The organism is Micromonospora palomenae, from assembly GCF_007829925.1.
Lineage (GTDB): Bacteria > Actinomycetota > Actinomycetes > Mycobacteriales > Micromonosporaceae > Micromonospora > Micromonospora purpureochromogenes.
In genome coordinates this window covers 188,190-211,865 of record NZ_VIXA01000002.1, presented here as the reverse complement: position 1 = coordinate 211,865, position 23,676 = coordinate 188,190, and the positions used below count along the sequence as shown (strand labels likewise).

At 72.8% G+C, this 23,676-nt stretch carries 23 protein-coding genes; 16 read left to right on the top strand and 7 right to left on the bottom strand.

The genetic code is table 11. The features are described 5' to 3' along the window. Positions 1 to 173: 173 nt before the first annotated feature. Positions 174 to 1,178, top strand: a complete 1,005-nt coding sequence (locus tag FHX75_RS11910) for an ArsR/SmtB family transcription factor (RefSeq protein ID WP_154939381.1) — start codon at positions 174 to 176, stop codon at positions 1,176 to 1,178. Positions 1,179 to 1,189: 11 nt separating this feature from the next. On the opposite strand, the gene FHX75_RS11905 is transcribed toward FHX75_RS11910, so the two are convergent. Together FHX75_RS11905 and cofD are read right to left on the bottom strand one after the other, a co-directional pair. Next, positions 1,190 to 2,278, bottom strand: coding sequence for a coenzyme F420-0:L-glutamate ligase (locus FHX75_RS11905; protein ID WP_154939379.1), 1,089 nt, complete (start codon positions 2,276 to 2,278; stop codon positions 1,190 to 1,192). Next, the gene (gene cofD, locus FHX75_RS11900; protein WP_154939377.1) at positions 2,275 to 3,222 is read right to left on the bottom strand and encodes a 2-phospho-L-lactate transferase; all 948 of its coding nucleotides are present in this window, start codon (positions 3,220 to 3,222) and stop codon (positions 2,275 to 2,277) included. Before cofD ends, FHX75_RS11905 begins: the two co-directional genes overlap by 4 nt. 97 nt (positions 3,223 to 3,319) lie before the next feature. On the opposite strand from cofD, the gene FHX75_RS11895 reads away from it, so the two are divergent. The 6 genes from FHX75_RS11895 to FHX75_RS11870 all read left to right on the top strand — a co-directional run bounded on the left by FHX75_RS11895 (position 3,320) and on the right by FHX75_RS11870 (position 10,008). Then, complete coding sequence (locus FHX75_RS11895; protein WP_154939375.1) at positions 3,320 to 4,261, top strand: hypothetical protein; 942 nt, start codon at positions 3,320 to 3,322, stop codon at positions 4,259 to 4,261. A 237-nt stretch (positions 4,262 to 4,498) separates the two neighbouring features. After that, positions 4,499 to 7,009 carry a bifunctional FO biosynthesis protein CofGH gene (locus FHX75_RS11890; RefSeq protein ID WP_154939373.1) on the top strand — a complete coding sequence of 837 codons (2,511 nt, stop codon included), beginning with the start codon at positions 4,499 to 4,501 and terminating at the stop codon, positions 7,007 to 7,009. Between the two features lie 126 nt (positions 7,010 to 7,135). Further along, positions 7,136 to 7,417 carry a hypothetical protein gene (locus FHX75_RS11885; RefSeq protein WP_088963882.1) on the top strand — a complete coding sequence of 94 codons (282 nt, stop codon included), beginning with the start codon at positions 7,136 to 7,138 and terminating at the stop codon, positions 7,415 to 7,417. Positions 7,418 to 7,522: 105 nt separating this feature from the next. Further along, on the top strand, positions 7,523 to 8,920 hold the full coding sequence (locus tag FHX75_RS11880; RefSeq protein WP_154939370.1) for a DUF4331 domain-containing protein: 1,398 nt from the start codon (positions 7,523 to 7,525) through the stop codon (positions 8,918 to 8,920). 16 nt (positions 8,921 to 8,936) lie between these two features. Further along, positions 8,937 to 9,281 (top strand): phospholipase, encoded by a 345-nt coding sequence (locus tag FHX75_RS11875; protein ID WP_154939368.1) that lies wholly within the window; start codon positions 8,937 to 8,939, stop codon positions 9,279 to 9,281. 469 nt (positions 9,282 to 9,750) lie between these two features. Then, entirely contained in the window at positions 9,751 to 10,008 is a 258-nt protein-coding gene (locus tag FHX75_RS11870; RefSeq protein WP_007455784.1) for a WhiB family transcriptional regulator, read from the top strand. Between the two features lie 82 nt (positions 10,009 to 10,090). Here FHX75_RS11870 and FHX75_RS11865 read toward each other — a convergent pair whose 3' ends face one another. Then, the gene (locus tag FHX75_RS11865; RefSeq protein ID WP_154939366.1) at positions 10,091 to 10,540 is read right to left on the bottom strand and encodes a metallopeptidase family protein; all 450 of its coding nucleotides are present in this window, start codon (positions 10,538 to 10,540) and stop codon (positions 10,091 to 10,093) included. A gap of 153 nt (positions 10,541 to 10,693) precedes the next feature. On the opposite strand from FHX75_RS11865, the gene FHX75_RS11860 reads away from it, so the two are divergent. Then, positions 10,694 to 11,062 (top strand): DUF3499 domain-containing protein, encoded by a 369-nt coding sequence (locus tag FHX75_RS11860; protein WP_154939364.1) that lies wholly within the window; start codon positions 10,694 to 10,696, stop codon positions 11,060 to 11,062. 133 nt (positions 11,063 to 11,195) lie between these two features. On the opposite strand, the gene FHX75_RS11855 is transcribed toward FHX75_RS11860, so the two are convergent. From FHX75_RS11855 to FHX75_RS11840, 4 genes are all read right to left on the bottom strand, one after another. Next, positions 11,196 to 12,572 (bottom strand): NAD(P)/FAD-dependent oxidoreductase, encoded by a 1,377-nt coding sequence (locus FHX75_RS11855; RefSeq protein WP_211364453.1) that lies wholly within the window; start codon positions 12,570 to 12,572, stop codon positions 11,196 to 11,198. Next, positions 12,572 to 13,291 (bottom strand): pyridoxamine 5'-phosphate oxidase family protein, encoded by a 720-nt coding sequence (locus FHX75_RS11850; protein WP_154939360.1) that lies wholly within the window; start codon positions 13,289 to 13,291, stop codon positions 12,572 to 12,574. Before FHX75_RS11850 ends, FHX75_RS11855 begins: the two co-directional genes overlap by 1 nt. After that, positions 13,276 to 14,622 (bottom strand): aspartate aminotransferase family protein, encoded by a 1,347-nt coding sequence (locus FHX75_RS11845; RefSeq protein ID WP_154939358.1) that lies wholly within the window; start codon positions 14,620 to 14,622, stop codon positions 13,276 to 13,278. The genes FHX75_RS11850 and FHX75_RS11845 overlap by 16 nt, the downstream gene beginning before the upstream one ends. Before the next feature lie 176 nt (positions 14,623 to 14,798). Beyond that, positions 14,799 to 15,311, bottom strand: coding sequence for an Lrp/AsnC family transcriptional regulator (locus FHX75_RS11840; RefSeq protein ID WP_154939355.1), 513 nt, complete (start codon positions 15,309 to 15,311; stop codon positions 14,799 to 14,801). A gap of 210 nt (positions 15,312 to 15,521) precedes the next feature. On the opposite strand from FHX75_RS11840, the gene FHX75_RS11835 reads away from it, so the two are divergent. From FHX75_RS11835 to FHX75_RS11800, 8 genes are read left to right on the top strand one after another with little or no spacing between them, the layout of a single operon-like run. Beyond that, complete coding sequence (locus tag FHX75_RS11835) at positions 15,522 to 16,706, top strand: polyamine ABC transporter substrate-binding protein (protein ID WP_154939353.1); 1,185 nt, start codon at positions 15,522 to 15,524, stop codon at positions 16,704 to 16,706. A gap of 5 nt (positions 16,707 to 16,711) precedes the next feature. Continuing rightward, positions 16,712 to 17,863: an ABC transporter ATP-binding protein gene (locus tag FHX75_RS11830; RefSeq protein WP_154939351.1), complete on the top strand. Its 1,152-nt coding sequence runs from the start codon at positions 16,712 to 16,714 to the stop codon at positions 17,861 to 17,863. Continuing rightward, positions 17,860 to 18,774, top strand: a complete 915-nt coding sequence (locus tag FHX75_RS11825; RefSeq protein WP_154939349.1) for an ABC transporter permease — start codon at positions 17,860 to 17,862, stop codon at positions 18,772 to 18,774. The genes FHX75_RS11830 and FHX75_RS11825 overlap by 4 nt, the downstream gene beginning before the upstream one ends. Beyond that, on the top strand, positions 18,775 to 19,617 hold the full coding sequence (locus tag FHX75_RS11820; protein WP_246157975.1) for an ABC transporter permease: 843 nt from the start codon (positions 18,775 to 18,777) through the stop codon (positions 19,615 to 19,617). Next, positions 19,614 to 21,035 (top strand): NAD(P)/FAD-dependent oxidoreductase, encoded by a 1,422-nt coding sequence (locus FHX75_RS11815; protein ID WP_154939347.1) that lies wholly within the window; start codon positions 19,614 to 19,616, stop codon positions 21,033 to 21,035. The genes FHX75_RS11820 and FHX75_RS11815 overlap by 4 nt, the downstream gene beginning before the upstream one ends. Continuing rightward, positions 21,035 to 22,237 carry a saccharopine dehydrogenase family protein gene (locus FHX75_RS11810; RefSeq protein ID WP_154939345.1) on the top strand — a complete coding sequence of 401 codons (1,203 nt, stop codon included), beginning with the start codon at positions 21,035 to 21,037 and terminating at the stop codon, positions 22,235 to 22,237. The genes FHX75_RS11815 and FHX75_RS11810 overlap by 1 nt, the downstream gene beginning before the upstream one ends. Next, positions 22,234 to 23,247 (top strand): agmatinase, encoded by a 1,014-nt coding sequence (gene speB / locus FHX75_RS11805; protein WP_154939343.1) that lies wholly within the window; start codon positions 22,234 to 22,236, stop codon positions 23,245 to 23,247. The genes FHX75_RS11810 and speB overlap by 4 nt, the downstream gene beginning before the upstream one ends. Further along, entirely contained in the window at positions 23,211 to 23,528 is a 318-nt protein-coding gene (locus FHX75_RS11800; RefSeq protein ID WP_154939341.1) for a hypothetical protein, read from the top strand. Before speB ends, FHX75_RS11800 begins: the two co-directional genes overlap by 37 nt. Positions 23,529 to 23,676: the final 148 nt, after the last annotated feature.

Here is a 23,676-nt window from a genome sequence, read left to right as displayed (position 1 = left end):
CGGCTGGCTGGTGGACCCTTTCGCACGCCGGACCGGGCAGTAGGAGCATGCCAACCGGCGGTCGGGGGCGTCGAGGTTTTTCAGCTCACGCTTAAAAGTGGAGGTAAGTGCCGGGCGGGTAGAGTGCAGAGGGTCGGTGGGCAATCCCCCTGTCCGCCCTCAGGAGCGCTTCCATGCTGACGATCCACTTCTCTCAGGAGGACATTCTCCGGACCAGGGTGGCCCCCGCGGCCGACCCGATCTGGGAGCTGGTGCTGAGTCTGCACCTGCTGCAGGGCCGCACCCGGGACCCGCTGATGGCGCACTGGCGCCGGGGCGTCGCCCGCGAGCTGCGTCGTGACGTCACCTCCCACCAGCTCCGGTTGCTCTTCGCGCTGAACCCGCCGCGCGGCTACTTCCCCGACTTCCTCACCCCGTACCAGAGCGTGGCGGGGTTCGAGGCGGGGCTGGACGCGGTCCGGTCCACCCCGATCGACCTGCTGAACCGGGACCTGACCGTGCTGGCCGGGGCGAACTCGCTGCCGTCCTCCGCCGCCGCGCTGGCCCGCGGCGAGCCGGAGGTGCTGCAACTGCTGACCGACTCGATGACGCAGTACCGGTCGGTGGCGCTCGAGCCGTACTGGGGGCGGATCCAGGCGGCGGTGGAGGCCGACCGCAACCGTCGCGCCCGTGCCCTGCTCGACGGCGGGGCGGAGGGGCTGCTGGCCAGCCTGCGCCCCACCATGCGCTGGGACTCCGGGCGGTTGGAGGTGCACGACTACCCGGACCGCCGGGAGCTGCACCTGGACGGGCGCGGGCTGCTGCTAGTGCCCTCGTTCTTCTGCGCGCGTACCCCGGTGGCCCTGCTCGACCCGGCGCTGCCCCCAGTGCTGGTCTATCCGGTGGACCGGCTGGGCGGTCTGGTCCCGGCGCCCGGCGAGGGTGCCGGCCCGCCCCGCGAGGGGCCCGGGCGGGAGGCGCTCGCCGCGCTGCTCGGCCGGACCCGGGCCGCGGTGCTGGAGGCCAGCGACGACGGCTGCACCACCGGCGAGGTGGCCCGGCGGCTGCACATCTCGCCGGCCGCCGCCAGCCAGCACACCGCCGTGCTGCGCAACGCCGGGCTGCTGGTCAGCCAGCGGGACCGCAACACGGTGCTGCACACCCTGACCCCGCTGGGCCGGGCCATGCTGGAGGCCTGACCCGGCCGGCGTCAGATCGCCAGGCAGGCGCTGGCCGTGCTGCCCGCCGGGGGCGGCAGCAGCGTCGAGGGCACCCCCTCGGCAGCCAGCGCGGTGCGCAGCCGCTGCAGGTCCGCGCCGAAGCGCACCAGGTCCGGCCGGTCGACCGGGGTGGGCGCCGCGCCGAGAATCAGCCCGGTGGCCCCCGCCGGCCAGCCCGGGACGGTGGCGACCAGGCCGGCGCGTACCTCCTCGTCGGTGACGTGGGTGAAGGCGGTGCCGGGCGCGACCACGCCGGCGACCGCGGCGACGGCCCGCCGGACCGCCTCCGGGTCGGCCGGCGTCGGACCGGTGCCGTCGGCGAGGGTCGCGGCGGACCGGAGACCGGCCGCCCGCGCTTCGGCGGTGCCGAGGGAGAAGAGGTCCATCGTCGCGTCCCGGACCAGGACGCTCGCGCCCGCGCCGTCGTCGGTGCGGCCGGCACCCAGGTAGCCGCGCACCACCGCGACCGGGACCTGGTCGCACTTACCCTTGATCAACTCGCCGGCGCCGGCCAGTTCGTCCACCACGGCCATCTGGGTCAGCTGCAACTCGTTGCCGTACGGGTCGACCTCGCCCCGGTGGTCGCGGATGGCGGACATACCGGCCACGCCGAGCGCCACGTCGGTGAGCCCGTTGCGCCAGGGCCGACCCATCGTGTCGCTGACGATCACCGCCACGTCGACGCCGTACCGCTCGGCCAGGGCGGCGCGCAGCGCCCGGGCCGAGGCGTCCGGGTCCTTGGGCAGCAGCACCAGCCGGGTCTTGTCGACGTTGGAGGCGTCGATCCCGGCGGAGGCCATCACGAAGCCGTGGTGCGTCTGGACGATCCGGGTCGCGCCACGGGTCGCCACCACCCGGGCGGTCTCGGCGGCCAGCACCTCGTCGCGCGCGGCGAGCCGTTCCGGCCCGTCCGCCGGCACGTCGACCAGCCGGCCCTCCGCCTTCGAGACGATCTTGCTGGTGACCACCAGCACGTCCCCGTCGCGCAGCCACGGCGCGGCGGTCGCGATCAGCGCCGCCAGGTCGTCGCCCTCGGTCACGTCGCCGATGCCCAGCACCGGCAGGATCTCCAGTCTCACACCAGCTCCAACGCGGCCCGCACCATCTGCGCGGTCGCCGCCTCGTCGGTCATCCACAACGGCGCGGACCGGACCGCCACCCCCGGCACCGAGGTGCCCTCGTCCTCCGGCGCGACCAGCCAGCCGTCGAGCAGGCCGCCCTCGCTCCGCCCGCCGTAGAGCCGGCCCACCCCGGCGGCGCTGCACTCCACACCCAGCACCGACAGGCACCGGTCGGCCATGCCGCGCACCGGAGCGCCGCCGATGATCGGGGAGACCCCGACCACCCGGGCCGGACCCTGGGCGACCGCGTCGCGCAGCCCCGGCACGGCGAGCACCGGGGCGACGCTCACCACCGGATTGCTCGGCGCGACCAGCACGGCGTCCGCGCCGGCGATCGCCTCCAGCACCCCCGGCGCCGGCTTGGCGCTCTCCGCACCGACGAAGACGAACCGGTGGGTGGGGATGTCCGCCCGATAGCGCACCCACCACTCCTGGAAGTGGATCGCCCGCTGCCCCTCCTCGCCGTCGACCACCACGTGGGTCTCCAGCCGGTCGTCGGTGGCCGGCAGCAGGCGTACGCCGGGCTGCCAGCGGCTGGCCAGCGCCTCGGTCACCGCGGAGAGCGGGTACCCGGCGTTGAGCATGGTGGTCCGCACCAGGTGGGTGGCGATGTCCTTGTCGCCGAGCCCGAACCAGGTCGGCTCCGCGCCGTACGCGGCCAGCTCCGCCTTGACCGTCCAGGTCTCACCGACCCGTCCCCAGCCGCGTTCCGGGTCGGCCCCGCCGCCCAGGGTGTACATGACGCTGTCCAGGTCGGGGCAGACCTTGAGCCCGTGCAGGAGCAGGTCGTCGCCGACGTTGACCACGGCGGTCACCTCGGCGCCCACTTCGCGGGCGTACGCCCGGACGCCGAGCAGGAACCGGGCGCCCCCGATCCCGCCGGTCAGAACCACAATGCGCATGACGTCCATCCTGGCGTACGCGACGCCTGCGGTCCGTCGGTGGCCCGGGAGACTAGGCTCACGTCGGCATCTGTCCGTTTCGCCCGAGGGAGAACTCGTGACCAGCCCCGCCGAGCCGGCGCCGAAAGACGCGACGCAGGCCCGCCAGCTCACCGGTCCACTGCGCGAACTCGCCGCGTTCGTGCTGCTCGGCGCGAACGCCGTGCTGCTCTTCGTCGGACTGATCCGGCTGCTCGCGCCGGCCTCGGAGTACAGCACCTTCTCGAGCCGGGCCGGCAGCACCTTCTTCTCGTTCGTCGGCATCGAGGCGACCGTCCTGCCGCTGCTGGCCGTGCTGCTCGCCACGCACGTCTCGCCGGTCCTGCCGCGGGCGAAGCAGATCACCCAGGTCGCGGTCGGCGAGTACGCCTTCGGCGCGCTCTTCGGCACGCTGACCTTCCTGATCTGGCTGGTCAACCGGCTGGCCGACGCGGAGCTGCTGGACGCCCTGCTCGGCCTGTTGACCCGGGCCGCCTGGTTCGCGCTCTTCGCCCTCGCCGCGTTCGTCGTCTACCGGGTCTGGCGGGCGTTCTACCACGTCCCCCGCCCCAAGCCGCAGCCCGGCGTGTACGGCCAGCCGCAGCCCGGTTGGCCGCAGCAGGCCGGCCAGGGCGGCTACCCCGCCGCCGGTTACCCGCCCCCGGGCCAGCCCGGCGGCCACCCCGGCACCGGCTACCCGCCCGCCGGCCAGCCGTCCGCCGGTTACCCGTCCGCCGGCCAGTACGGCCAGCCCGGCCAGTACGGCCAGCCGGGCCCGTCCTCGGCCCCGCCGTTCGGCACCGCACCGCAGTCCGCGCCGCCGTTCGGCACGCCGCAGTCCGCGCCGCCGTTCGCCGGCCCGAACACCGCTCCGCCGTTCGGCCAGCCGCCGTCGGCCGACCCGACCCAGACCATCCCGCGCCAGCCCGGCGAGGTGGGCGGGCCGGCAGTGCCGCCCGGTGGCGAGGACGTCGACCGGACCCAGCGCTTCCACCGGGACGACCCGAACTCCCCACGCTGAGCTGCGTTGCCCGCCCGCTGGCGCCGGGCGGGCGGGTCGGCTCAGCGAAGCAACACTGTGGTTAGCGGGATACCTCAGCGGCATCAGGATGACGCTGAGGTATCCCGCTCGACGTGCTGCGCCGGGACGGCCCCGCCGGCACCCGACCAGCCGGGCCGGGCCGGCCCGGCACAGGGTTGATCTCACACCGTCTTCCGTGCCCGTCCGGCCGTCCGAGCCAGCGCATAGGCTGAGCGGATGGCTGACCGCACCGATCCCGCCCCGACCGAGGCGAGCGTGCAGCGCGCGCTGCGCCGGGCGGCCACCGGCCGCGCCCTGGACGTCGCGGAGGCGACCGCGCTGCTGGCGGCCCGGGGGGCCGAGCTGGACGAACTGCTCCGCGTCGCCGGGGAGATCCGCGACGCCGGGCTGCGCGACGCCGGCCGGCCGGGCGTGGTGACGTACTCGAAGAAGGTCTTCATCCCGCTGACCCGGCTCTGCCGGGACCGCTGCCACTACTGCACCTTCGCCACCGTGCCGCACCGGCTGCCGGCCGCCTTCCTGGAGCAGGACGAGGTGCTGGCGATCGCCCGGCAGGGCGCGGCGCTGGGCTGCAAGGAGGCCCTGTTCACCCTCGGTGACCGGCCGGAGGAGCGCTGGCCGGCGGCCCGCGAGTGGCTGGACGAGCGCGGGTACGACTCCACCCTGGACTACCTGCGCGCCTGCGCGGTGGCGGTGCTGGAGGAGACCGGCCTGCTGCCCCACCTCAACCCGGGCGTGCTGTCCTGGTCGGAGCTGCAGCGGCTCAAGCCGGTCGCGCCGAGCATGGGGATGATGCTGGAGACCACCGCGACCCGGCTCTGGTCCGAGCCGGGTGGTCCGCACTTCGGCTCGCCCGACAAGGAACCCGCGGTGCGGCTGCGGGTGCTCGACGACGCCGGCCGGGTCGGGGTGCCGTTCACCACCGGCATCCTGATCGGCATCGGGGAGACCCCGGCCGAGCGGGTCGACGCGATCTTCGCGATCCGCCGGGCGCAGCGGGAGTACGGCCACCTCCAGGAGGTGATCGTGCAGAACTTCCGCGCCAAGCCGGACACGGCGATGCGCGGCATGCCCGACGCCGAGTTGCACGACCTGGCCGCCACGGTGGCGGTGGCCCGGCTGCTGCTCGGCCCCAGGGCCCGGATCCAGGCCCCGCCCAACCTGATCGAGGGCGAGTACGACCTGCTGCTGCGCGCCGGCATCGACGACTGGGGCGGGGTGTCGCCGCTGACCCCGGACCACGTCAACCCGGAGCGGCCCTGGCCGCAGCTCGACGAGCTGGCCCGGCACACCGAGAAGTCCGGCTTCACCCTGCGCGAGCGGCTGACCATCTACCCCGAGTACGTCCGGGCCGGTGACCCCTGGCTCGACCACCGGCTGCTGCCGCACGTCGGCGCGCTGGCCGACCCGGAGACGGGGCTCGCCGTCGAGTCCGCCCGGCCGGTCGGCCGGCCGTGGCAGGAGCCCGACGAGACGTACGGCGGGCGGACCGACCTGCACGTCACCATCGACACCACCGGGCGGACCGGGGATCGGCGGGGCGACTTCGACAGCGTCTACGGCGACTGGTCGGAGGTCGCCGGCAAGGTGACCGCGGGGGCCGCCCCCGGCGGCGGGGACGCCGACGTACGGGCCGGGCTGCGGCTGGCCGCCGACGACCCGGCGGCGCTGCTGGAGCCCCGGCACGCCGACCTGGCGCTGGCCCTCTTCGGCGCGGACGGCCCGGCGCTGGACGAGCTGTCCCGGCTCGCCGACGACGTCCGGCGCGACACCGTCGGCGACGACGTCACCTATGTGGTCAACCGCAACATCAACTTCAGCAACGTCTGCTACGTGGGCTGCCGGTTCTGCGCCTTCGCCCAGCGGGAACGGGACGCCGACGCGTTCCGGCTCTCGGTGGAGCAGGTCGCCGACCGGGCCGAGGAGGCCTGGGCGGCCGGGGCCACCGAGGTCTGCCTCCAGGGCGGGATCGACCCGAAGATGCCGGTGACCGGCTACGCCGACCTGGTCCGGGCGATCAAGGCACGGGTGCCGGGGATGCACGTGCACGCCTTCTCCCCGATGGAGATCGTCACCGCCGCCGCCAAGGCCGGCGTGCCGGTGCGGGAGTGGCTGACCCGGCTGCGCGAGGCCGGGCTGGACACCATCCCGGGCACCGCCGCGGAGATCCTCGACGACGACGTGCGCTGGGTGCTCACCAAGGGCAAGCTGCCGGCGGCCGCCTGGGTCGACGTGGTCAGCACGGCGCACGAGCTGGGCATCCGGTCCAGCTCCACGATGATGTACGGCCACGTGGACCACCCCGGGCAGTGGTTGGCGCACTTCCGGGTGCTGGCCGGGGTGCAGGACCGCACCGGCGGGTTCACCGAGTTCGTGGCGCTGCCGTTCGTGCACACCAACGCGCCGATCTACCTCGCCGGCATCGCCCGGCCGGGGCCCACCTGGCGGGAGAACCGGGCGGTGCACGCGATGGCCCGGCTGCTGCTGCACGGCCGGATCGACAACATCCAGTGCTCCTGGGTCAAGCTGGGCGACGCCGGCACGGTGGCGATGCTCCAGGGCGGCTGCAACGACCTGGGCGGCACGCTGATGGAGGAGACGATCTCCCGGATGGCCGGCTCCGGCAACGGTTCGGCGCGTACCGAGGAGCAGTTGCGGGCCATCGCGGCGACCGCCGGGCGACCGGCGCGCAAGCGGACGACCGCGTACGGTCACCACCCGGCGTAGCGTCGAACCTTTCCCCGGCACCGGCCGTACCACTGGTCGCCGGCGGCGGTTGAGGCGAGGGCCGCCGTCGGCAGCCCCTCGCGAGCCACCGCGGGCGCGTACGCGCCGCCGGAGGAAAGGTTCCCCATGACGAGTGACGAGCGGAAGCGGCCCTGGCCGCGACTGACCCGCCGGCAGACGTTGACCGCCGCGGCGAGCGCCACGCTGGGCGCCGCCGCCCTCACCGTGCCGGGCCTGTCGGCCGCGCAGAACGCTCCCTCGGCCGCCGGCGCGAAGGACGACCCAATCGTGGTCCACCTGCGCGACGCCGCCACCGGGACGATGGACGTCTTCGTCGGCACGTCCCGGATCGAGGTACGCGACCGCGGGCTGGCGGACCGGTTGCGGCGCGCCGCCGGGCGGCGCTGACCCGCCGGCGTACCGCCCGCCCCGCCCTCCCCGTCCGGCCCGGCGCGGGCCTTCGGCGCCCGGCCACCCTCACCTCGCTCCTGATCCCGCAAAGGTTGGTCCGCCATGTCCTCCCATCGCGAAGCACCGGAGATAAGCAAGGATCCGGTCGCCGACAGCTCCGACCTGTACGCGTTCGTCAGCCCCGACCGGCCCGACTCGGTCACGCTGATCGCCAACTACGTGCCGTTGCAGCTCCCCTCCGGCGGACCGAACTTCTTCGAGTTCGGCGACGACGTGCGGTACGAGATTCACATCGACAACGACGGTGACGGCCGTCCCGACGTGACCTACCGGTTCGAATTCAGCACCGAGATCACGAATCCGAACAGCTTTCTTTACAACACCGGCCCGATCGAGTCGCTGGACAGCGAGAACTGGAATCGGCGCCAGTTCTACAAGCTGACCCGGGTGGCCGACGGCCGGGAGCACGTGCTCGCGCACAAGCTGCCCTGCCCGCCGTGCAACGTCGGCCCGCTCTCCACCCCGAACTACGCCCAGCTGGCCCGTCAGGCGACGTACAGCCTCTCCACCGGGGAGCGGGTCTTCGCCGGGCAGCGCGCGGACGGCTTCTTCGTCGACCTCGGCGCCATCTTCGACCTGGGTACGCTGCGGCCGTTCCAGCAGTTGCACGTCGCCGGCAAGAAGCTCTTCAAGGCCGAGGGCGAGCCGGTCAACGCCGTGGACCGGATGAACGTGCACAGCATCGCGGTGCAGGTGCCCCTGAGCAAGGTGCGCCGCAAGGCCAACCGGTACGGCCAGGCCGACCGCGCCTCGGTGATCGGCGTATGGACGTCGGCCTCGCGGCAGCAGGTGCGGGTGCTCGGCGACCGGGCCGCCGCGGACACCGCCACCGGCCCGTGGACCCAGGTGTCACGGCTGGGCAACCCGCTGTTCAACGAGGTCATCGTGCCGATGTCCAAGAAGGACCTGTGGAACACCCTGCCGCCGTCGGAGGACAAGCGGTTCGCCCGCTTCGTCGAGCAGCCGGAGCTGGCCGCCCTGCTGCCGACCCTCTATCCGGGCGTCTTCCCCCGGCTGGACGCGCTGAACAAGGCCAAGAAGGTCCGGGCGGACCTGGCGGCGATCCTGCTCACCGGCATCCCGGCCGGGCTGATCGACGGCTTCACCAACAACACCGGCGACGTGCAGGCCGACATGCTGCGGCTGAACACCGCGATCAAGCCGACCGCCAAGCCGGACCGGTTCGGCGTGCTCGGCGGCGACCTGGCCGGCTTCCCCAACGGCCGGCGGGTCGGCGACGACGTGGTGAGCATCGCGCTGCGGGCCATCGCCGGGGTCACCGTGCCGCTGGTGGACAAGGCCTTCACCCCCGACGCGGCGGCCGGCGCGGTCACCCCGGGGCTGAGCGCCGCCGACGTGACCGCCCCCTTCCTGGCCGGCTTCCCCTTCCTCGGTACGCCGTACGACGGGTTCAACAACCCGCCGGTGGCGAAGTCCTGAGCGGAGGGAGGCCGTCATGCACGGGCACGACCACCGGTACGGGCCGACGGAGAGCGGCACCGTCCTGCTCGATCTGGGCGCGGACACCGGCGCGCTGATCGTCCACACCGGCCGTCGGCTGCACGGGCGGGAAATCGAGATCAGCCGGGCCGACCAGCCCGACGGGCCGCGTACCCATTCGGCCGTGCGGGAGCGCGTCGTCCGGGACGGGGTGTTCCACAGTGCCGTGTACCCCGACCTGCCGGCCGGTCTCTATACCGTCTGGTGGGACGAGCGGACACCCGCCGGCGCGATCTCCGTCACCGGCGGCGCCGTCGCCGAGTTCGTCTGGCCGAGCAGCGCTCCGCCGGGGGTGAGCTGATCACCGCTCCGCGTCCGAGCCGTCGCGCCCCGTCCACATCGTGGACGGGGCGCTGTCGGCATTTCCGGCTCGACGGGCGGCCGTGGCCGAACCGCGTTAACCTGTGCCCCACCAAGAACTCGATCTTGATGCTGGTCCACCGGAGCCTCCGCCGGCGTACCCCGGCGGCGTCCACGATGGGCACGCCACGGCAGAAATCTCGGGCAACTCGCCGGAGAGGGCGTTACTCGGCCGGGGTCTGAATCGATAGGGCAGGTTGCGAGGCGGGCGACCGAAGTGGTCGCTCGAACGGTGTCGGGAGGGCGACTCCATTATCAAGTTCAGCTTGACGGCGCACGCATTACACGCGTGTAATTTGAATGGGGTTGTTCGCACGGAACGCAACAAATGGGGACCGTACGGACAAGCACGCCTTTCGCGTGGGGGGTTGCAGCGGCGATGACGCCGGTGCGCGACAAGGAGGCATCTGATGGACGGCCAGCTTGAGGTGGCCGACCTGCTCGGAAACGCGCCGGAGTGGCAGGAGCGGGCGCTCTGCTCGCAGACCGATCCGGAAGCGTTCTTTCCCGAGAAGGGCGGCTCGACCCGCGAGGCGAAGCGGATCTGCTCGCGGTGCGAGGTCAAGACGGAATGCCTCGAATACGCTCTCGGTCACGACGAGCGGTTCGGGATCTGGGGCGGGCTCTCCGAGCGGGAGCGGCGCAAGCTCAAGCGGCGGGCCGCCTGAGCTGACGTGTGGGGCCGGGGCGGTGGGGGCCGCCCGGCTCACGCCCGGGTCGGTGCCGCGGGGGCGGCCCGATCGAGGGGGGTCAGGCCAGCTCGTCCGGGTCGACCCCGAGCAGGTTCGCCACCTGCTCGATGATCACGTCGTGCACCAGGTCGGCCAGGTCCTCGCGGTCCATCGCGCGGAACTCCAGCGGCCGGCGGTAGAGCACGATGCGGGGCGGCACCTCCTGCCGGCCGGGGCGTCCCGGCAGCAGGCGGGCCAGCGGCACCTCGCCGTCCTCGAGCACGTCCGAGTCGTAGACGTTCAGGTCCGGCGGGACGTCCTCGACGGCGAACTCGACGCCGGCCAGCTCCTTGGCGAAGCGGCGCTCCAGCGTCTCGACGGTGTCCAGCACCAGGTCGTCGAAGACCTCGGCCTTGGTGCGGGACAGCGGGACGGTTGCCGGGACCAGCCGCCCCCGCAGGCCACGACCGTGGCGGTCGCGGTGGGTGCGCCGGCCGGAGCCGGGGCGGCGGTGTTCCGGGCTCGTCATGAGGCACAGGGTAGCTCCCGGGCCGGCCTGGCCTGCGGCAGCGCCGCACTCCTGGCGCGGCGGGGCCGAGCGGCGCGAATTGTGATCACCGTGACGGGCGTGTCGCAACGCGAACCGGTGCGCCGGACCCGGTAATGGGGATACCCTGCCGCCGTGAGGTCACCACGGCGCTGCTCCCGTAACGGCTGCCCCCGGCAAGCGGTCGCCACATTGACCTATGTCTACAACGAGTCGACCGCGGTGGTGGGCCCGCTGGCGGCCTTCGCCGAGCCGCACACGTACGACCTCTGCGAGCCGCACGCCCGGAGCCTGACCGCTCCCCGGGGCTGGGACGTGGTCCGGCACGAGGGCGAGTTCGAGCCGCCCCCGCCCACCACCGACGACCTGGTGGCCCTGGCCGAGGCCGTCCGCGAGGCCGCCCGCCCGGTGGCCCCCCGTCCCCCCGAGGACGACCAGTCCGGCCACCCCTCCCCCCACACCGGCCGCCGAGGCCACCTCCGCGTAATCCCCCCCAACCACTAACCCCCACCCTCCCTTTCCCCACCGCCTGTCCGCCCTGCCCCCGGTGATCAAGAAGTTTGCGTCAGGATCAGGGCCCTGGATGACGCAAACCTCTTGATCACCGAGCCGGCACGCGGGACGCGGGGTCGGTGGGTCAGTGGCCGAGGAGGCGGGAGAAGGCGGCGGCGCGGCGGGAGGGGCGACCCTTGCGGGCCTCGGCGGCGTCGGCCGAGAACATCACCTTCAGGCCGGCGTTGACCGCCAGCCAGCGCAGGGGCTCCGGTTCCCACTTCGGGGAGCGGTGGTTGACCCAGGGGAGCGTCGTCAGGTCGCTGTCCACGCCGCGGATCAGGTCGGCGAGGGTACGGCCGGCCAGGTTGCTGGTGCCCACCCCGTCGCCCACGTAGCCGCCCGCCCAGCCGAGACCGGTCGCGCGGTCCAGCCCTACCGAAGCGGACCAGTCCCGGGCCACCCCGAGCGGGCCGCCCCAGGTGTGGGTGACCGGCACCTCGGGGCCGAGCACGGGGAAGAGTTCGCCCAGCACCCGGCGCAGCGCGCGGAAGACCGCGGGCTCCCGGTCGTACGCGGGGGAGACCCGGGAGCCGAAGTGGTAGGGCGCGCCCCGCCCGCCGAAGGCCAACCGGTCGTCGGCGGTGCGCTGGCCGTAGATGATGACGTGCCGGTGGTCGGAGAACGTCTCCCGCTCGGCCAGCCCGATCCGGTCCCAGGTCTGCGCGGGCAGCGGCTCGGTGGCCACCATCAGCGAGTAGACCGGGGCGATGGCGCGCCGCTGCCCGGGCAGCCCGGGCGTGTACCCCTCGGTGGCCCGGACCACCACCGGCGCCCGGACCGTGCCGTACGGGGTGACCGCGGCGCCGGCCCGGATCGCGGTGACCGGGGTGCGTTCGTGCAGGCGTACCCCGTGGCGCTCGACCGCCCGGGCCAGCCCACGGACCAGCTTCGCCGGGTGCACCACCGCGCAGTGCGGGGTGTACGTCGCGCCGAGCACCCCCTCGGCCGCGCACCGGGCGGACGCCTCGGCGGCGTCGAGCAGCACCAGGTCCTCGGGGTCGAGACCGTGCTCGCGGGCCGTGGCCACCTCGGCCCGGGCCCGGCCGAGCTGGGCCGGCGACCGCGCCAGCACCACCGTCCCGCCCTGGTGCCAGTCGCAGTCGATGCCCTCGGCGGCGACCACCCGGCCGACCTCGCGCACGGTCTCCTGCATGGCCCGCTGCATGGCCAGCGCCCGGTCCCGGCCGTGCCGGCGGGCCAGCGCGGGCAGCGAGGTGGGGAAGAGCGCGGAGCACCAGCCACCGTTGCGGCCCGAGGCGCCGTACCCGGCGATCTCCGCCTCCAGCACGGTGATCCGCAGCGACGGGTCGGCGGTCGCGAGGTGGTACGCCGTCCACAGCCCGGTGTAGCCGGCGCCGACGATCACCACGTCGGCGTCGGCGTCGCCGGGCAGCGACGGGCGCGGGTCCAGCGGCTCGTCCACGGTGGACAGCCAGTGGGACAGCTCCTGGTAGCGCATCACCACTCCGGTGGGGGCAGGTCGTGGCGCAGCCGGGGGTCGGGCTGCGGGGTGCCGAGCGTCTCCACCACCGGCACCACCCCGGCCCAGACCGGCTGGTCGAGGTCGTCGTCGGGGTCGTCGGGCGGGCCGGCACTGGCCTTCACCGAGCACTCGTCCAGCGGCAGGGCGAGCACCAGCGTGGCGGCCAGCTCCTTCGCCGACGGCGGCCGGATCGCCGCCCAGCGGCCGGGCAGCAGCTGCTCGGAGATGCGTTCCAGGGCGGCCAGCCGGTCGTCGCCGTCGACCACGCTCAGCTCGCCGAGCACCATGGCGCACCGGTAGTTCATCGAGGAGGCGAAGGCGCTGCGGGCCAGCACGAGACCGTCGAGCAGGGTCACCGTCAGGCAGGCCGGCGCGCCCGCCGCGAGGTGCCGGAACAGTCGGCTGCCGGTCGAGCCGTGCAGCAGCACCCGCTCGCCGTCGCGGGCGTAGGCCACCGGCAGCGCGTACGGCTGACGCCCGTCGGCGATGGCCAGGTGACCGACCCGGCCGGCGTCGAGGACGGCGTGCAGGGTGGCCCGGTCGTGGACGGCGAGCTCGGGCAGCCGGCGTACCCGGGTGCGGTCGGTGCCACCGACGGCCGCGCTGCTCCCGGCCCCGCCGGTGCGGGGCCGGCTCCCGGTGTCCCGGGAACCGGCCCCGTCCAGCCCGGGCCCGCCGCTCAGAGGCGGTTCCATGCCTCGGTCAGCACGGCGCGCAGGATCTGCTCGATCTCGTCGAACTGCTGCTGGTCGGCGATCAGCGGCGGGGCGAGCTGCACCACGGGGTCACCCCGGTCGTCGGCGCGGCAGTAGAGCCCGGCCTGGAAGAGCGCGGTGGAGAGGAAGCCGCGCAGCAGCCGCTCGGACTCGGCCTCGTCGAACGTCTCCCGGGTCGCCTTGTCCTTGACCAGCTCGATGCCGTAGAAGTACCCGTCGCCCCGGACGTCGCCGACGATGGGCAGGTCGTTGAGCTTCTCCAGGGTGGACCGGAAGGCGCCCTCGTTGGCCCGGACGTGGCCGATGAGGTCCTCGCGGGCGAAGACCTCCAGGTTGGCCAGGGCCACCGCGCAGGAGACCGGGTGGCCGCCGAAGGTCACCCCGTGGGCGAACATGCCGGTCTCGGTGAGGAACGGCTCCATCAGCCGCTCGCTGGCGATCATCGCGCCGAGCGGGGCGTACCCGGAGGTGATGCCCTTGGCGGTGGTGATGATGTCCGGCTGGTAGCCGTACCGGACGGCGCCGAAGTACTCGCCGAGCCGGCCCCACGAGCAGATCACCTCGTCGGAGACGAGCAGCACGTCGTACTCGTCGCAGATCTCCCGGACCCGCTCGAAGTAGCCGGGCGGCGGCGGGAAACAGCCGCCGGAGTTCTGCACCGGCTCCAGGAAGACGGCGGCGACGGTGTCCGGCCCCTCGCGCTCGATGGCGCGGCGGATCTCCTCGGCGGCCCAGCGACCGAACGCCTCCGGCGAGTCGCCGTGCTCGGGGGCGCGGTAGAAGTTGGTGTTCGGCACCTTGATGCCGCCGGGCACCAGCGGCTCGAAGTCGCTCTTGATGCCGGGCAGGCCGGTGATCGACAGCGCGCCCATCGAGGTGCCGTGGTAGGCGATGTACCGGCTGACCACCTTGTGCTTGTTCGGCTGGCCGGTGCGCTTGAAGTACGCCCGGGCCAACTTCCACGCCGCCTCGACGGCCTCGGAGCCGCCAGTGGTGAAGAAGACCCGGTTCAGGTCGCCCGGGGTGAGCGAGGCGATCTTCTCCGCCAGCTCGACGGCCTTGGGGTGGGCGTACGACCAGAGCGGGAAGTAGGCCAGCTCGCCGGCCTGCTTGGCGGCCGCCTCGGCCAGCTCGGTACGCCCGTGGCCGGCGTTGACGACGAAGAGCCCGGCGAGTCCGTCCAGGTACCGGCGGCCCTGGGAGTCCCAGATGTACGCGCCCTCGCCGCGGACGATGGTCGGCACCTCGCCGGCGGAGTAGCTGGCCATCCGGGTGAAGTGCATCCAGAGGTGGTCGGTGGCGTTGGCCATGTCAGCCCCATCAGGTCTCGGGCCGGTCAGGGGGTGACACCGGCCGCTCTGCCCACGGTTATCGCACAGTCCGATGGCGCAAAGCAAGTGGGATCGACAGTCAATCGCCCTTGAGGCAACGAATTCTGCGACCGACCATGGCTGGCGCTACGGAATCCGTACGGCCGGCGAAGTGATCAGGCCGTACCCCAGGTGTAGGTCTGCTTGCGCAGCTTGAGGTAGACGAACGCCTCGGTCGCCAGCACCCCGGGGACGGCGCGCAGCTTCTGCAGGATCTCCAGCAGGTGGGCGTCGTTGCGGCAGACCACCTCGGCCAGCAGGTCGAACGAGCCGGCGGTGATCACCACGTAGTCGATCTCCTCGAACTCGGCGAGCCGGTCGGCCACCGTCTCCAGGTCACCGTCGGTACGCAGCCCGATCATGGCCTGGCGGGGGAACCCGAGCTGGAGGGGGTCGGTGACGGCGACGATCTGCATCACCCCGGCGTCGAGCAGCCGCTGCACCCGCTGCCGCACGGCCGCCTCGGAGAGCCCGACGGCCTTGCCGATGGTCGCGTACGGCCGCCGGCCGTCCTCCTGGAGCTGCTCGATGATCTGCTTCGCCACGTCGTCGAGCAGAGCGTGACTGGCGCCCTCACGGACAGCCACCCGCCGCCCGCCGTTGCCGTTCTCCTGCTGCCGGTTCGTCATCGACCACTCCCCATGTCCGTTCCCCCGGGTGAGCCTAGTGCCATCGGGCAGTGTGGCGTATTTCGTCGTCCATTGCTATTCCCGCAACGGAATCCCTTGTGGGGTCGGTCACCTCATGTCAGGATCAGTCGTCCCAGGCACCTGACCCCCTCCCGCCGGCGCGTCACCCCCGTCCCCGCCGCCGACGGACGACCCCCTAGGAGTCGTCACATGCGAACTCCCCTGAAGCCCTTCACCCGGCGTGGACTGCTCACCGGCACCCTCTCCTCGGCCGCCCTGCTCGCCGCGGGCGGCGCGCTCGCCGGCTGCGGCACCAAGGCCGCTACCCAGACCGAGGAGGGCTGCAAGAGCGAGGACCTCTCCGCGACGGAGAAGAAGCTCGCCTTCGCCAACTGGCCGCAGTACATGGACGTGGACGAGAAGGACGAGTCGAAGCGGCCCAGCCTCGACGCCTTCGTCCAGAAGACCGGCATCCAGGTCACCTACACCGAGGACATCAACGACAACAACGAGTTCTTCGGCAAGGTGCAGAACCAGCTCGCCAGCTGCCAGAGCACCGACCGGGACATCATCGTCCTCACCGACTGGATGGCCGCCCGGATGATCCGGCTCGGCTGGATCCAGAAGCTCGACCCGGCGAAGATCCCGAACGTGGCGGCCAACCTGCTGCCGTCGCTGATCAACCGGTCCTTCGACCCGGACAACCGGATCGCCATCCCGTGGCAGTCCGGCCTGGCCGGCCTGGCCTACAACGGCAACGTCACCAAGGAGCTCCGCACCGTCGACGAGCTGCTGACCCGCCCCGACCTGAAGGGCAAGGTGACCGCGCTGTCCGAGATGCGCGACACCATGGGTCTGCTGCTGCAGTCCAACGGGCACGACCCGGCCAACTTCACCGGGGCCCAGTTCGACGACGCGCTCAACAAGCTCAAGAAGGCCGTCGACTCCGGGCAGATCCGCAAGTTCACCGGCAACGACTACGCCCCGGACCTCGCCAAGGGCGACATCGCGGCCTGCATCGGTTGGTCCGGCGACGTCATCCAGCTCACCGGCGAGGACGAGAAGATCAAGTTCGTCTCGCCCGACTCCGGCGTGATGCTGTTCAGCGACAACATGATGGTGCCGAACAAGGCCACCCACAAGGCCAACGCCGAAGCGCTCATCAACTACTACTACGACCCGGCCGTCGCCGCGCAGCTCGCCGCGTACGTCAACTACATCTGCCCGGTCAAGGGCGCGCAGGCCGAGATGGAGAAGATCGACCCGGAGCTGGCGGCCAACCCGCTGATCTTCCCGGACGAGGCCCTGCTGTCGAAGTCCAAGGTCTTCATGGCCTTGGACGAGAAGCAGGAGAAGGAGTACGAAACCAAGTTCCAGCAGGTCATCGGGGCGTGAGGACGATGGGACACGAGTCACCGGCCGGCGACCTGAGGCTGGCCAACCTCACCAAGCGGTTCGGCGTCTTCACCGCGGTGGACGACCTCAGCCTGACCATCCCGCAGGGCTCGTTCTTCGCCCTGCTCGGGGCGTCCGGCTGCGGCAAGACCACCACGCTGCGGATGATCGCCGGACTGGAGGAACCGACCAGCGGGCAGGTGCTGCTCGGCGACCGGGACATCGCCCGGTTGCGGCCGTACAAGCGGCCGGTGAACACCGTGTTCCAGAGCTACGCGCTCTTCCCGCACCTGAACATCTTCGAGAACGTGGCGTTCGGGCTGCGCCGGCGCGGCATCCGCTCGGTCGACGACGAGGTCATGCGGATGCTGTCGCTGGTGCAGCTCGACGACTACGGCAATCGGCGCCCCGCGCAGCTCTCCGGTGGGCAGCAGCAGCGGGTCGCCCTGGCCCGCGCGCTGATCAACCGCCCGCAGGTGCTGCTGCTCGACGAGCCGCTGGGCGCGCTCGACCTGAAGCTGCGGCGGCAGATGCAGATCGAGCTGAAGCGGATCCAGACCGAGGTCGGGATCACCTTCGTGCACGTCACCCACGACCAGGAGGAGGCCATGACCATGGCCGACACGGTCGCGGTGATGAACGCCGGCCGGATCGAGCAGCTCGGCGCGCCGGCCGACATCTACGAGTTCCCGGCCACCGCGTTCGTGGCGAACTTCCTCGGCCAGTCCAACCTGCTGGCCGCCGAGGCCGCGGGCACCGCCGGCACCGAGGTGCCGGTCACCGCCCACGGCGCCCGCTTCTCGGTGCCCGCCGACCGCGCCCGCACCGACCGGGGCGCGGTCTACCTGGGGGTACGCCCGGAGAAGCTGCACCTGGTCGGCTCCGCCGACCAGGTGCCCGACGGGCACCAGCACATCGAGGGTGTGGTCACCGACGCCTCCTACGTGGGCGTCAGCACCCAGTACCTGGTCCGCACCGGCTGGGGGAGCGAGATCTCCGCGTTCGCGGCGAACAGCGGCGCCGGCCGCCAGTTGCCGGTCGGCACCCGGGTGGTGGCGCACTGGCACCCCCGGCACGCCTTCCTGCTGCCCCGCGAGCCGGGCCAGGACGACCGCACCACCCCGCTGCTCGACGAGCCGGTGGGTGCGGCCTCATGACCGCGCTGGCCCACGTACCGACCCCGTCGGGGCAGGCGGCCGCCGCGCCGCCACCGCCCCGGCGGGGGCGGCACCGGCTGCTGCCGTACCTGCTGCTGCTGCCCGGCGCGGCCTGGCTGTTCGTCTTCTTCGGCCTGCCGCTGCTGCAACTGGCCGCGGCCAGCCTCTACGACCCCAGCGGCTCGCTCTCCACCGGGTACGCGCTGACCTGGGCGTTCGGCAACTACCCCGACGCGTTGCAGGCGTACTGGCCGCAGTTCGCCCGCTCCTTCGGCTACGCCGGGATCGCGCTGGTGCTGGCCCTGCTGATGGGCTACCCGCTGGCGTACGCGATCGCGCAGAAGGCCGGCCGGTGGAAGAACCTGCTGCTGGTCTGCGTGGTCGCCCCGATGTTCACCAGCTTCCTGGTGCGCACCCTGGCCTGGAAGACCATCCTGTCGGACAACGGCGCGCTGGTGGGCCTGCTGCGCGACCTGCACCTGCTCGCGCCCGACGGCCGACTGCTCGCCACCCCCGTCGCGGTGATCCTCGGCCTGACCTACAACTTCCTGCCGTTCCTGGTGCTGCCGCTGTACGCCAGCCTGGAGCGGCTGGACTACCGGCTGCTGGAGGCGGCGAGCGACCTGTACGCCAGCCCGGTGCAGGCGTTCCGCCGGGTCACCCTGCCGCTGTCGATGCCCGGCCTGATCGCCGGCACGCTGCTTTTCTTCATCCCGGCCACCGGTGACTACATCAATGCGGAACTGCTCGGCACCCCGAACGAATACATGATCGGCAACGTCATCGACTCGGCGTTCCTGGTGCGGCTGGACTACCCGCAGGGCGCGGCGCTGTCGTTCCTGCTGATGGCGGCGATCCTGGCCGTGGTCTTCGTCTACCTGCGCCGGGCCGGCACGGACGAGGTGGTGTAAGTGAGGCTGTCCCGATGGCTGGCCGACCGCTGGGTGATGGGCGTGGCCCTGCTGGTGCTCGGCTACCTCTCCCTGCCGATCCTGGTGGTGGCCGGCCTCTCCTTCAACCGCCCGTCCAGCCGGCTGTCGTACGACTTCCACGAGTTCACCCTGGACAACTGGCGGCAGCCCTGCGCCACCTCCGAGATGTGCGACGCGGTGCTCCGCAGCGTGCAGATCGGCTTCATCGCCACCGTCGTCGCCACCGTGATCGGCACCCTGATGGCGTTCGCCCTGGTCCGGCACCGGTTCCGCGGCCGTACCGGGATCAACCTGCTGATCTTCCTGCCGATGGCCACCCCGGAGCTGGTGATGGGCACCTCGCTGCTCGCCCTCTTCGTCTCCGCCGGCGTGCCGCAGGGCTTCTGGACCATCGTCATCGCGCACGTCATGTTCTGCGTGTCGTTCGTGGTGGTGACGGTCAAGGCGCGGCTGGCCGGGATGGACCGGCGGCTGGAGGAGGCCGCGATGGACCTCTACGCCAGCGAGTGGCAGACGTTCCGGCGGATCACCCTGCCGCTGGTGCTGCCCGGCATCGTGGCCGCCGCGCTGCTCGCCTTCTCACTCAGCTTCGACGACTTCATCATCACGAACTTCAACGCCGGCACCACGGTCACCTTCCCGATGTACGTCTGGGGCGCCGCCCAGCGGGGCATCCCGCCGCAGGTCAACGTGATCGGCACGGCGATGTTCGTGATCGCGCTGCTGCTGGTCGGGGCCAGCTCGCTGCGCGGTCGAAAGGCCCGGCGCAGCCACCTCGCGGTCGCCCCGGCGGCCGGCCGGCGGGCGAAGAGCCCGTCATGATCCTCCCGCATACCGGCCGGGCGCTCGCCGAGGCGGCGCCCGTGCCCTACTGGCTCGACCGCCCGGAACGGCCCGACCCGCTGCCGCCGCTGCACGGCACGCACACCGCCGACCTGCTGGTCGTCGGCGGCGGCTACAGCGGCCTGTGGGCGGCACTGCTCGCCAAGCGGGACGATCCCGCGCGGGACGTGCTGCTGGTCGAGGCGGGCACCTGCGGCTGGGCGGCGTCCGGGCGCAACGGCGGGTTCTGCGCCGCCTCGCTGACCCACGGGCTGGCCAACGGCGTGGACCGCTTCCCCGGCGAGATCGACGAGCTGGAGCGGCTCGGCCGGGAGAACCTGGCCGCGATCGCGGCGACCGTCGAGGCGTACGGGATCGACTGCGACTTCGAGCGCACCGGCGAGCTGGCGGTGGCGGTCGAGCCGTACCAGGTCGCCGGGCTGGCCGAGGACGCCGAGCTGGCCCGCCGGTACGGCCACGACGTGCGGCTGCTCGACCGCGACGAGGTGCGCGCCGAGGTGGACTCGCCGACGTACCTCGGTGGGCTGTGGGACGCCGACCGGGTGGCCATGCTGGACCCGGCGAGGCTGGCCTGGGGCCTGCGCCGGGCCTGCCTGGACGAGGGGGTCCGGATCCACGAGCACACCCGGGTGACCGGGCTGCGCCGCGACGGCGCCGCGCTGCGGGCGGCGACCGCCGGCGGGCCGGACGCGGCGCCGGGGGCGGTGCGGGCCCGGCAGGTGGTGCTCGCCACCAACGCCTTCCCGCCGCTGCTGCGCCGGCTGCGCGCCTGGCTCGTGCCGGTCTACGACTACGCCCTGATGACCGAGCCGCTGACCCCGGCGCAGCGGGACGCGATCGGCTGGCGCAACCGGCAGGGGCTGGCGGACACCGGCAACCAGTTCCACTACTACCGGATCACCGGCGACGGGCGGATCCTGTTCGGCGGCTACGACGCGGTCTACCACTACGGCAACCGGGTCGCCCCGGAGCTGGAGCAGCGCCCGGCCACCTTCACCGCCCTCGCCGACCACTTCTTCACCACGTTCCCGCAGCTGGAGGGCTTGCGCTTCAGCCACCGCTGGGGCGGGGTGATCGACACCTGCACCCGGTTCTGCCCGTTCTTCGGCACCGCCTACGACGGCCGACTGGCGTACGCGGCCGGCTACACCGGGCTCGGCGTCGGCGCCACCCGGTTCGGCGCGCGGGTGATGCTCGACCTGCTGAGCGGCGAGGAAACCCCGCTGACCCGGCTCGACCTGGTCGGCAGCACGCCGCTGCCGTTCCCGCCGGAGCCCGTCCGGGCCGCCGGCATCAACCTCACCCGCTGGTCGCTCGCCCGCGCCGACGCGCGCGAGGGCCGGCGCAACGTCTGGCTCCGTACTCTCGATCGTCTTGGTTTGGGGTTTGATTCCTGATGCGCATCCTGCTCGTCGGCGCCGGTGGCGTCGGCTCCGCCGCTGTCGCCATCGCCGCCCGCCGTTCCTTCTTCGAGACCATGATCGTCGCCGACTACGACCTCGGCCGCGCCGAGCGTGCCGTGGCCGGGCACGGTGACCGGTTCGTCGCCGCCAAGGTGGACGCCTCCTCGGCCGACGCGGTCGCCGCGCTCTGCCGGGAGCACCGGATCACCCACGTGCTCAACGCGGTCGACCCGCGCTTCGTCATGCCGATCTTCGATGGCGCCTTCGCAGCCGGGGCCGACTACCTCGACATGGCCATGTCGCTGTCCCACCCGCACCCGTCCCGCCCCTACGCCGAGACCGGGGTGAAGCTCGGCGACGACCAGTTCGCCGTCGCCGACCGGTGGGAGGCGGCCGGCCGGCTGGCGCTCTGCGGCATCGGCATCGAGCCGGGCCTGTCGGACGTCTTCGCCCGGTACGCCGCCGACGAGCTGTTCGACGAGATCGACGAGATCGGCGTCCGCGACGGCGCGAACCTCACCGTCGACGGCTACGCCTTCGCGCCGTCGTTCTCCATCTGGACCACCATCGAGGAGTGCCTGAACCCGCCGGTGATCTGGGAGGCGGGCCGGGGCTGGTACACCACCGAGCCGTTCAGCGAGCCGGAGGTCTTCGACTTCCCGGAGGGGATCGGCCCGGTCGAGTGCGTCAACGTCGAGCACGAGGAGGTGCTGCTGATCCCGCGCTGGGTGAAGGCGAAGCGGGTCACCTTCAAGTACGGCCTGGGCGACGAGTTCATCGAGGTGCTGAAGGCCCTGCACAAGGTCGGCCTCGACTCGACCGCTCCGGTCTCCGTCCGGGGCGTCGAGGTGTCGCCCCGGGACGTGGTGGCCGCCAGCCTGCCCGACCCGGCCACCCTGGGCGACCGGATGCGGGGCAAGACCTGCGCCGGCACCTGGGTCACCGGCACCGGCAAGGACGGGCGGCCGCGCGAGGTCTACCTCTACCACGTGGTCGACAACGAGTGGTCCATGCGGGAGTACGGCCACCAGGCCGTCGTCTGGCAGACCGCGGTGAACCCGGTGGTGGCCCTGGAACTGCTCGCCACGGGAGCGTGGTCGGGGACCGGGGTGATCGGCCCGGAGGCGCTGCCGCCGCGCCCCTACCTCGACCTGCTCACCGGGTACGGCTCGCCGTGGGGGATGCAGGAGCGATGAACCGCTACGGCCCGATGTACGGCCCCGACGTCACCTTCCTCGGGGTGGACCGCTGCACCCTGGACGACCCCGCGTCGTACGCCGACGCCGACGTCGTCATCGTCGGGGCGCCCTTCGACGGAGGCACCTCGCACCGGCCCGGCACCCGCTTCGGCCCGTCCGCCATCCGGCAGGCCTGCTACCTGCCGCACGACGGCTCCCGCCCGTCCCTGGCGATGCGCGTCGACGGGCTGCGCGACCTGCGGGTCTACGACGCCGGCGACGTGGAGATGTTCTCCGGCGACATCGAACGGTCGCTAACGTCGCTGGAGGCCGCCGTGTACGCCGTCGCCGCCGCCGGCGCGATCCCGATCGTCCTCGGCGGGGACCACTCCATCGCCCTGCCCGACGCCACCGGGGTCGCCCGGCAGCACGGGCTCGGCCGGGTGTCGCTGGTGCACTTCGACGCGCACGCCGACACCGGACACATCGAGTTCGGCTCGCTGCACGGGCACGGCCAGCCGATGCGCCGGCTCATCGAGTCCGGCGCGGTACGCGGCGACCGGTTCCTCCAGATCGGCCTGCGCGGCTACTGGCCCGACCCGCCCACCCTGGCGTGGATGGCCGCCCAGCGGATGCGCTCCTACGAGATGACCGAGCTGGTGTCACGCGGCCTCGACACCTGCCTGTCGGAGGCGTTCACGATCGCGACCGACGAGTGCGAGGGGGTGTTCCTCTCCGTCGACGTGGACGTGGTCGACCCGGGCATGGCACCGGGCACCGGCACCCCCGAGCCGGGTGGCCTGACCTCCCGGCAGCTGCTCGACGCGGTCCGCCGGGTCTGCTACGAGCTGCCCGTGGTCGGGGTGGACGTGGTCGAGGTCGCCCCGCCGTACGACCATGCCGACATCACCGCGTACCTGGGCAACCGGGTGGTCCTGGAGGCGCTTTCGGCCATCGCCCGGCGGCGCCGGGACGCGGCCGGCGGGCCGCCGTGGGATCCGCGACAGCCGCTGCTGGACGGCCGCTGACCGGCGCGGTCGTCCTGGCGCTCCTCGCGGGCACGGCCCTGTTCTCCGGGGCCGTACCGCCGGGGTGCGGCGACGAGTGCACCTCCGACCGGGACAGGTGGCTGCTCTTCGGGCTCTACACCCTGACCCCGGCGCTGTTCCTGGCGGTGCTGGTCAGCCTCGTACTGCTCTGGCTGACGGTTGCCCGTCGGCCGGTGCGGTCCGCCGCGGTGGCCGGCACGCTGTCCGCCGTACCCGTGCTGCTGTTGCTCGGCGGCCTCGTCCCGCTCGTCGTGCGCTAGTCGCCGGCGCCGGCCGGCTGCGCGCGCTGGACAACGCGGTTATCAGCATCGGCTGACGACCGGCCAGCCACCTCGTTCGGGCCGGACGCAGGTGCGGCGGTGATACCTCTGAGGTATCAAGATGCCTCAGAGGTATCACGCTCGCACC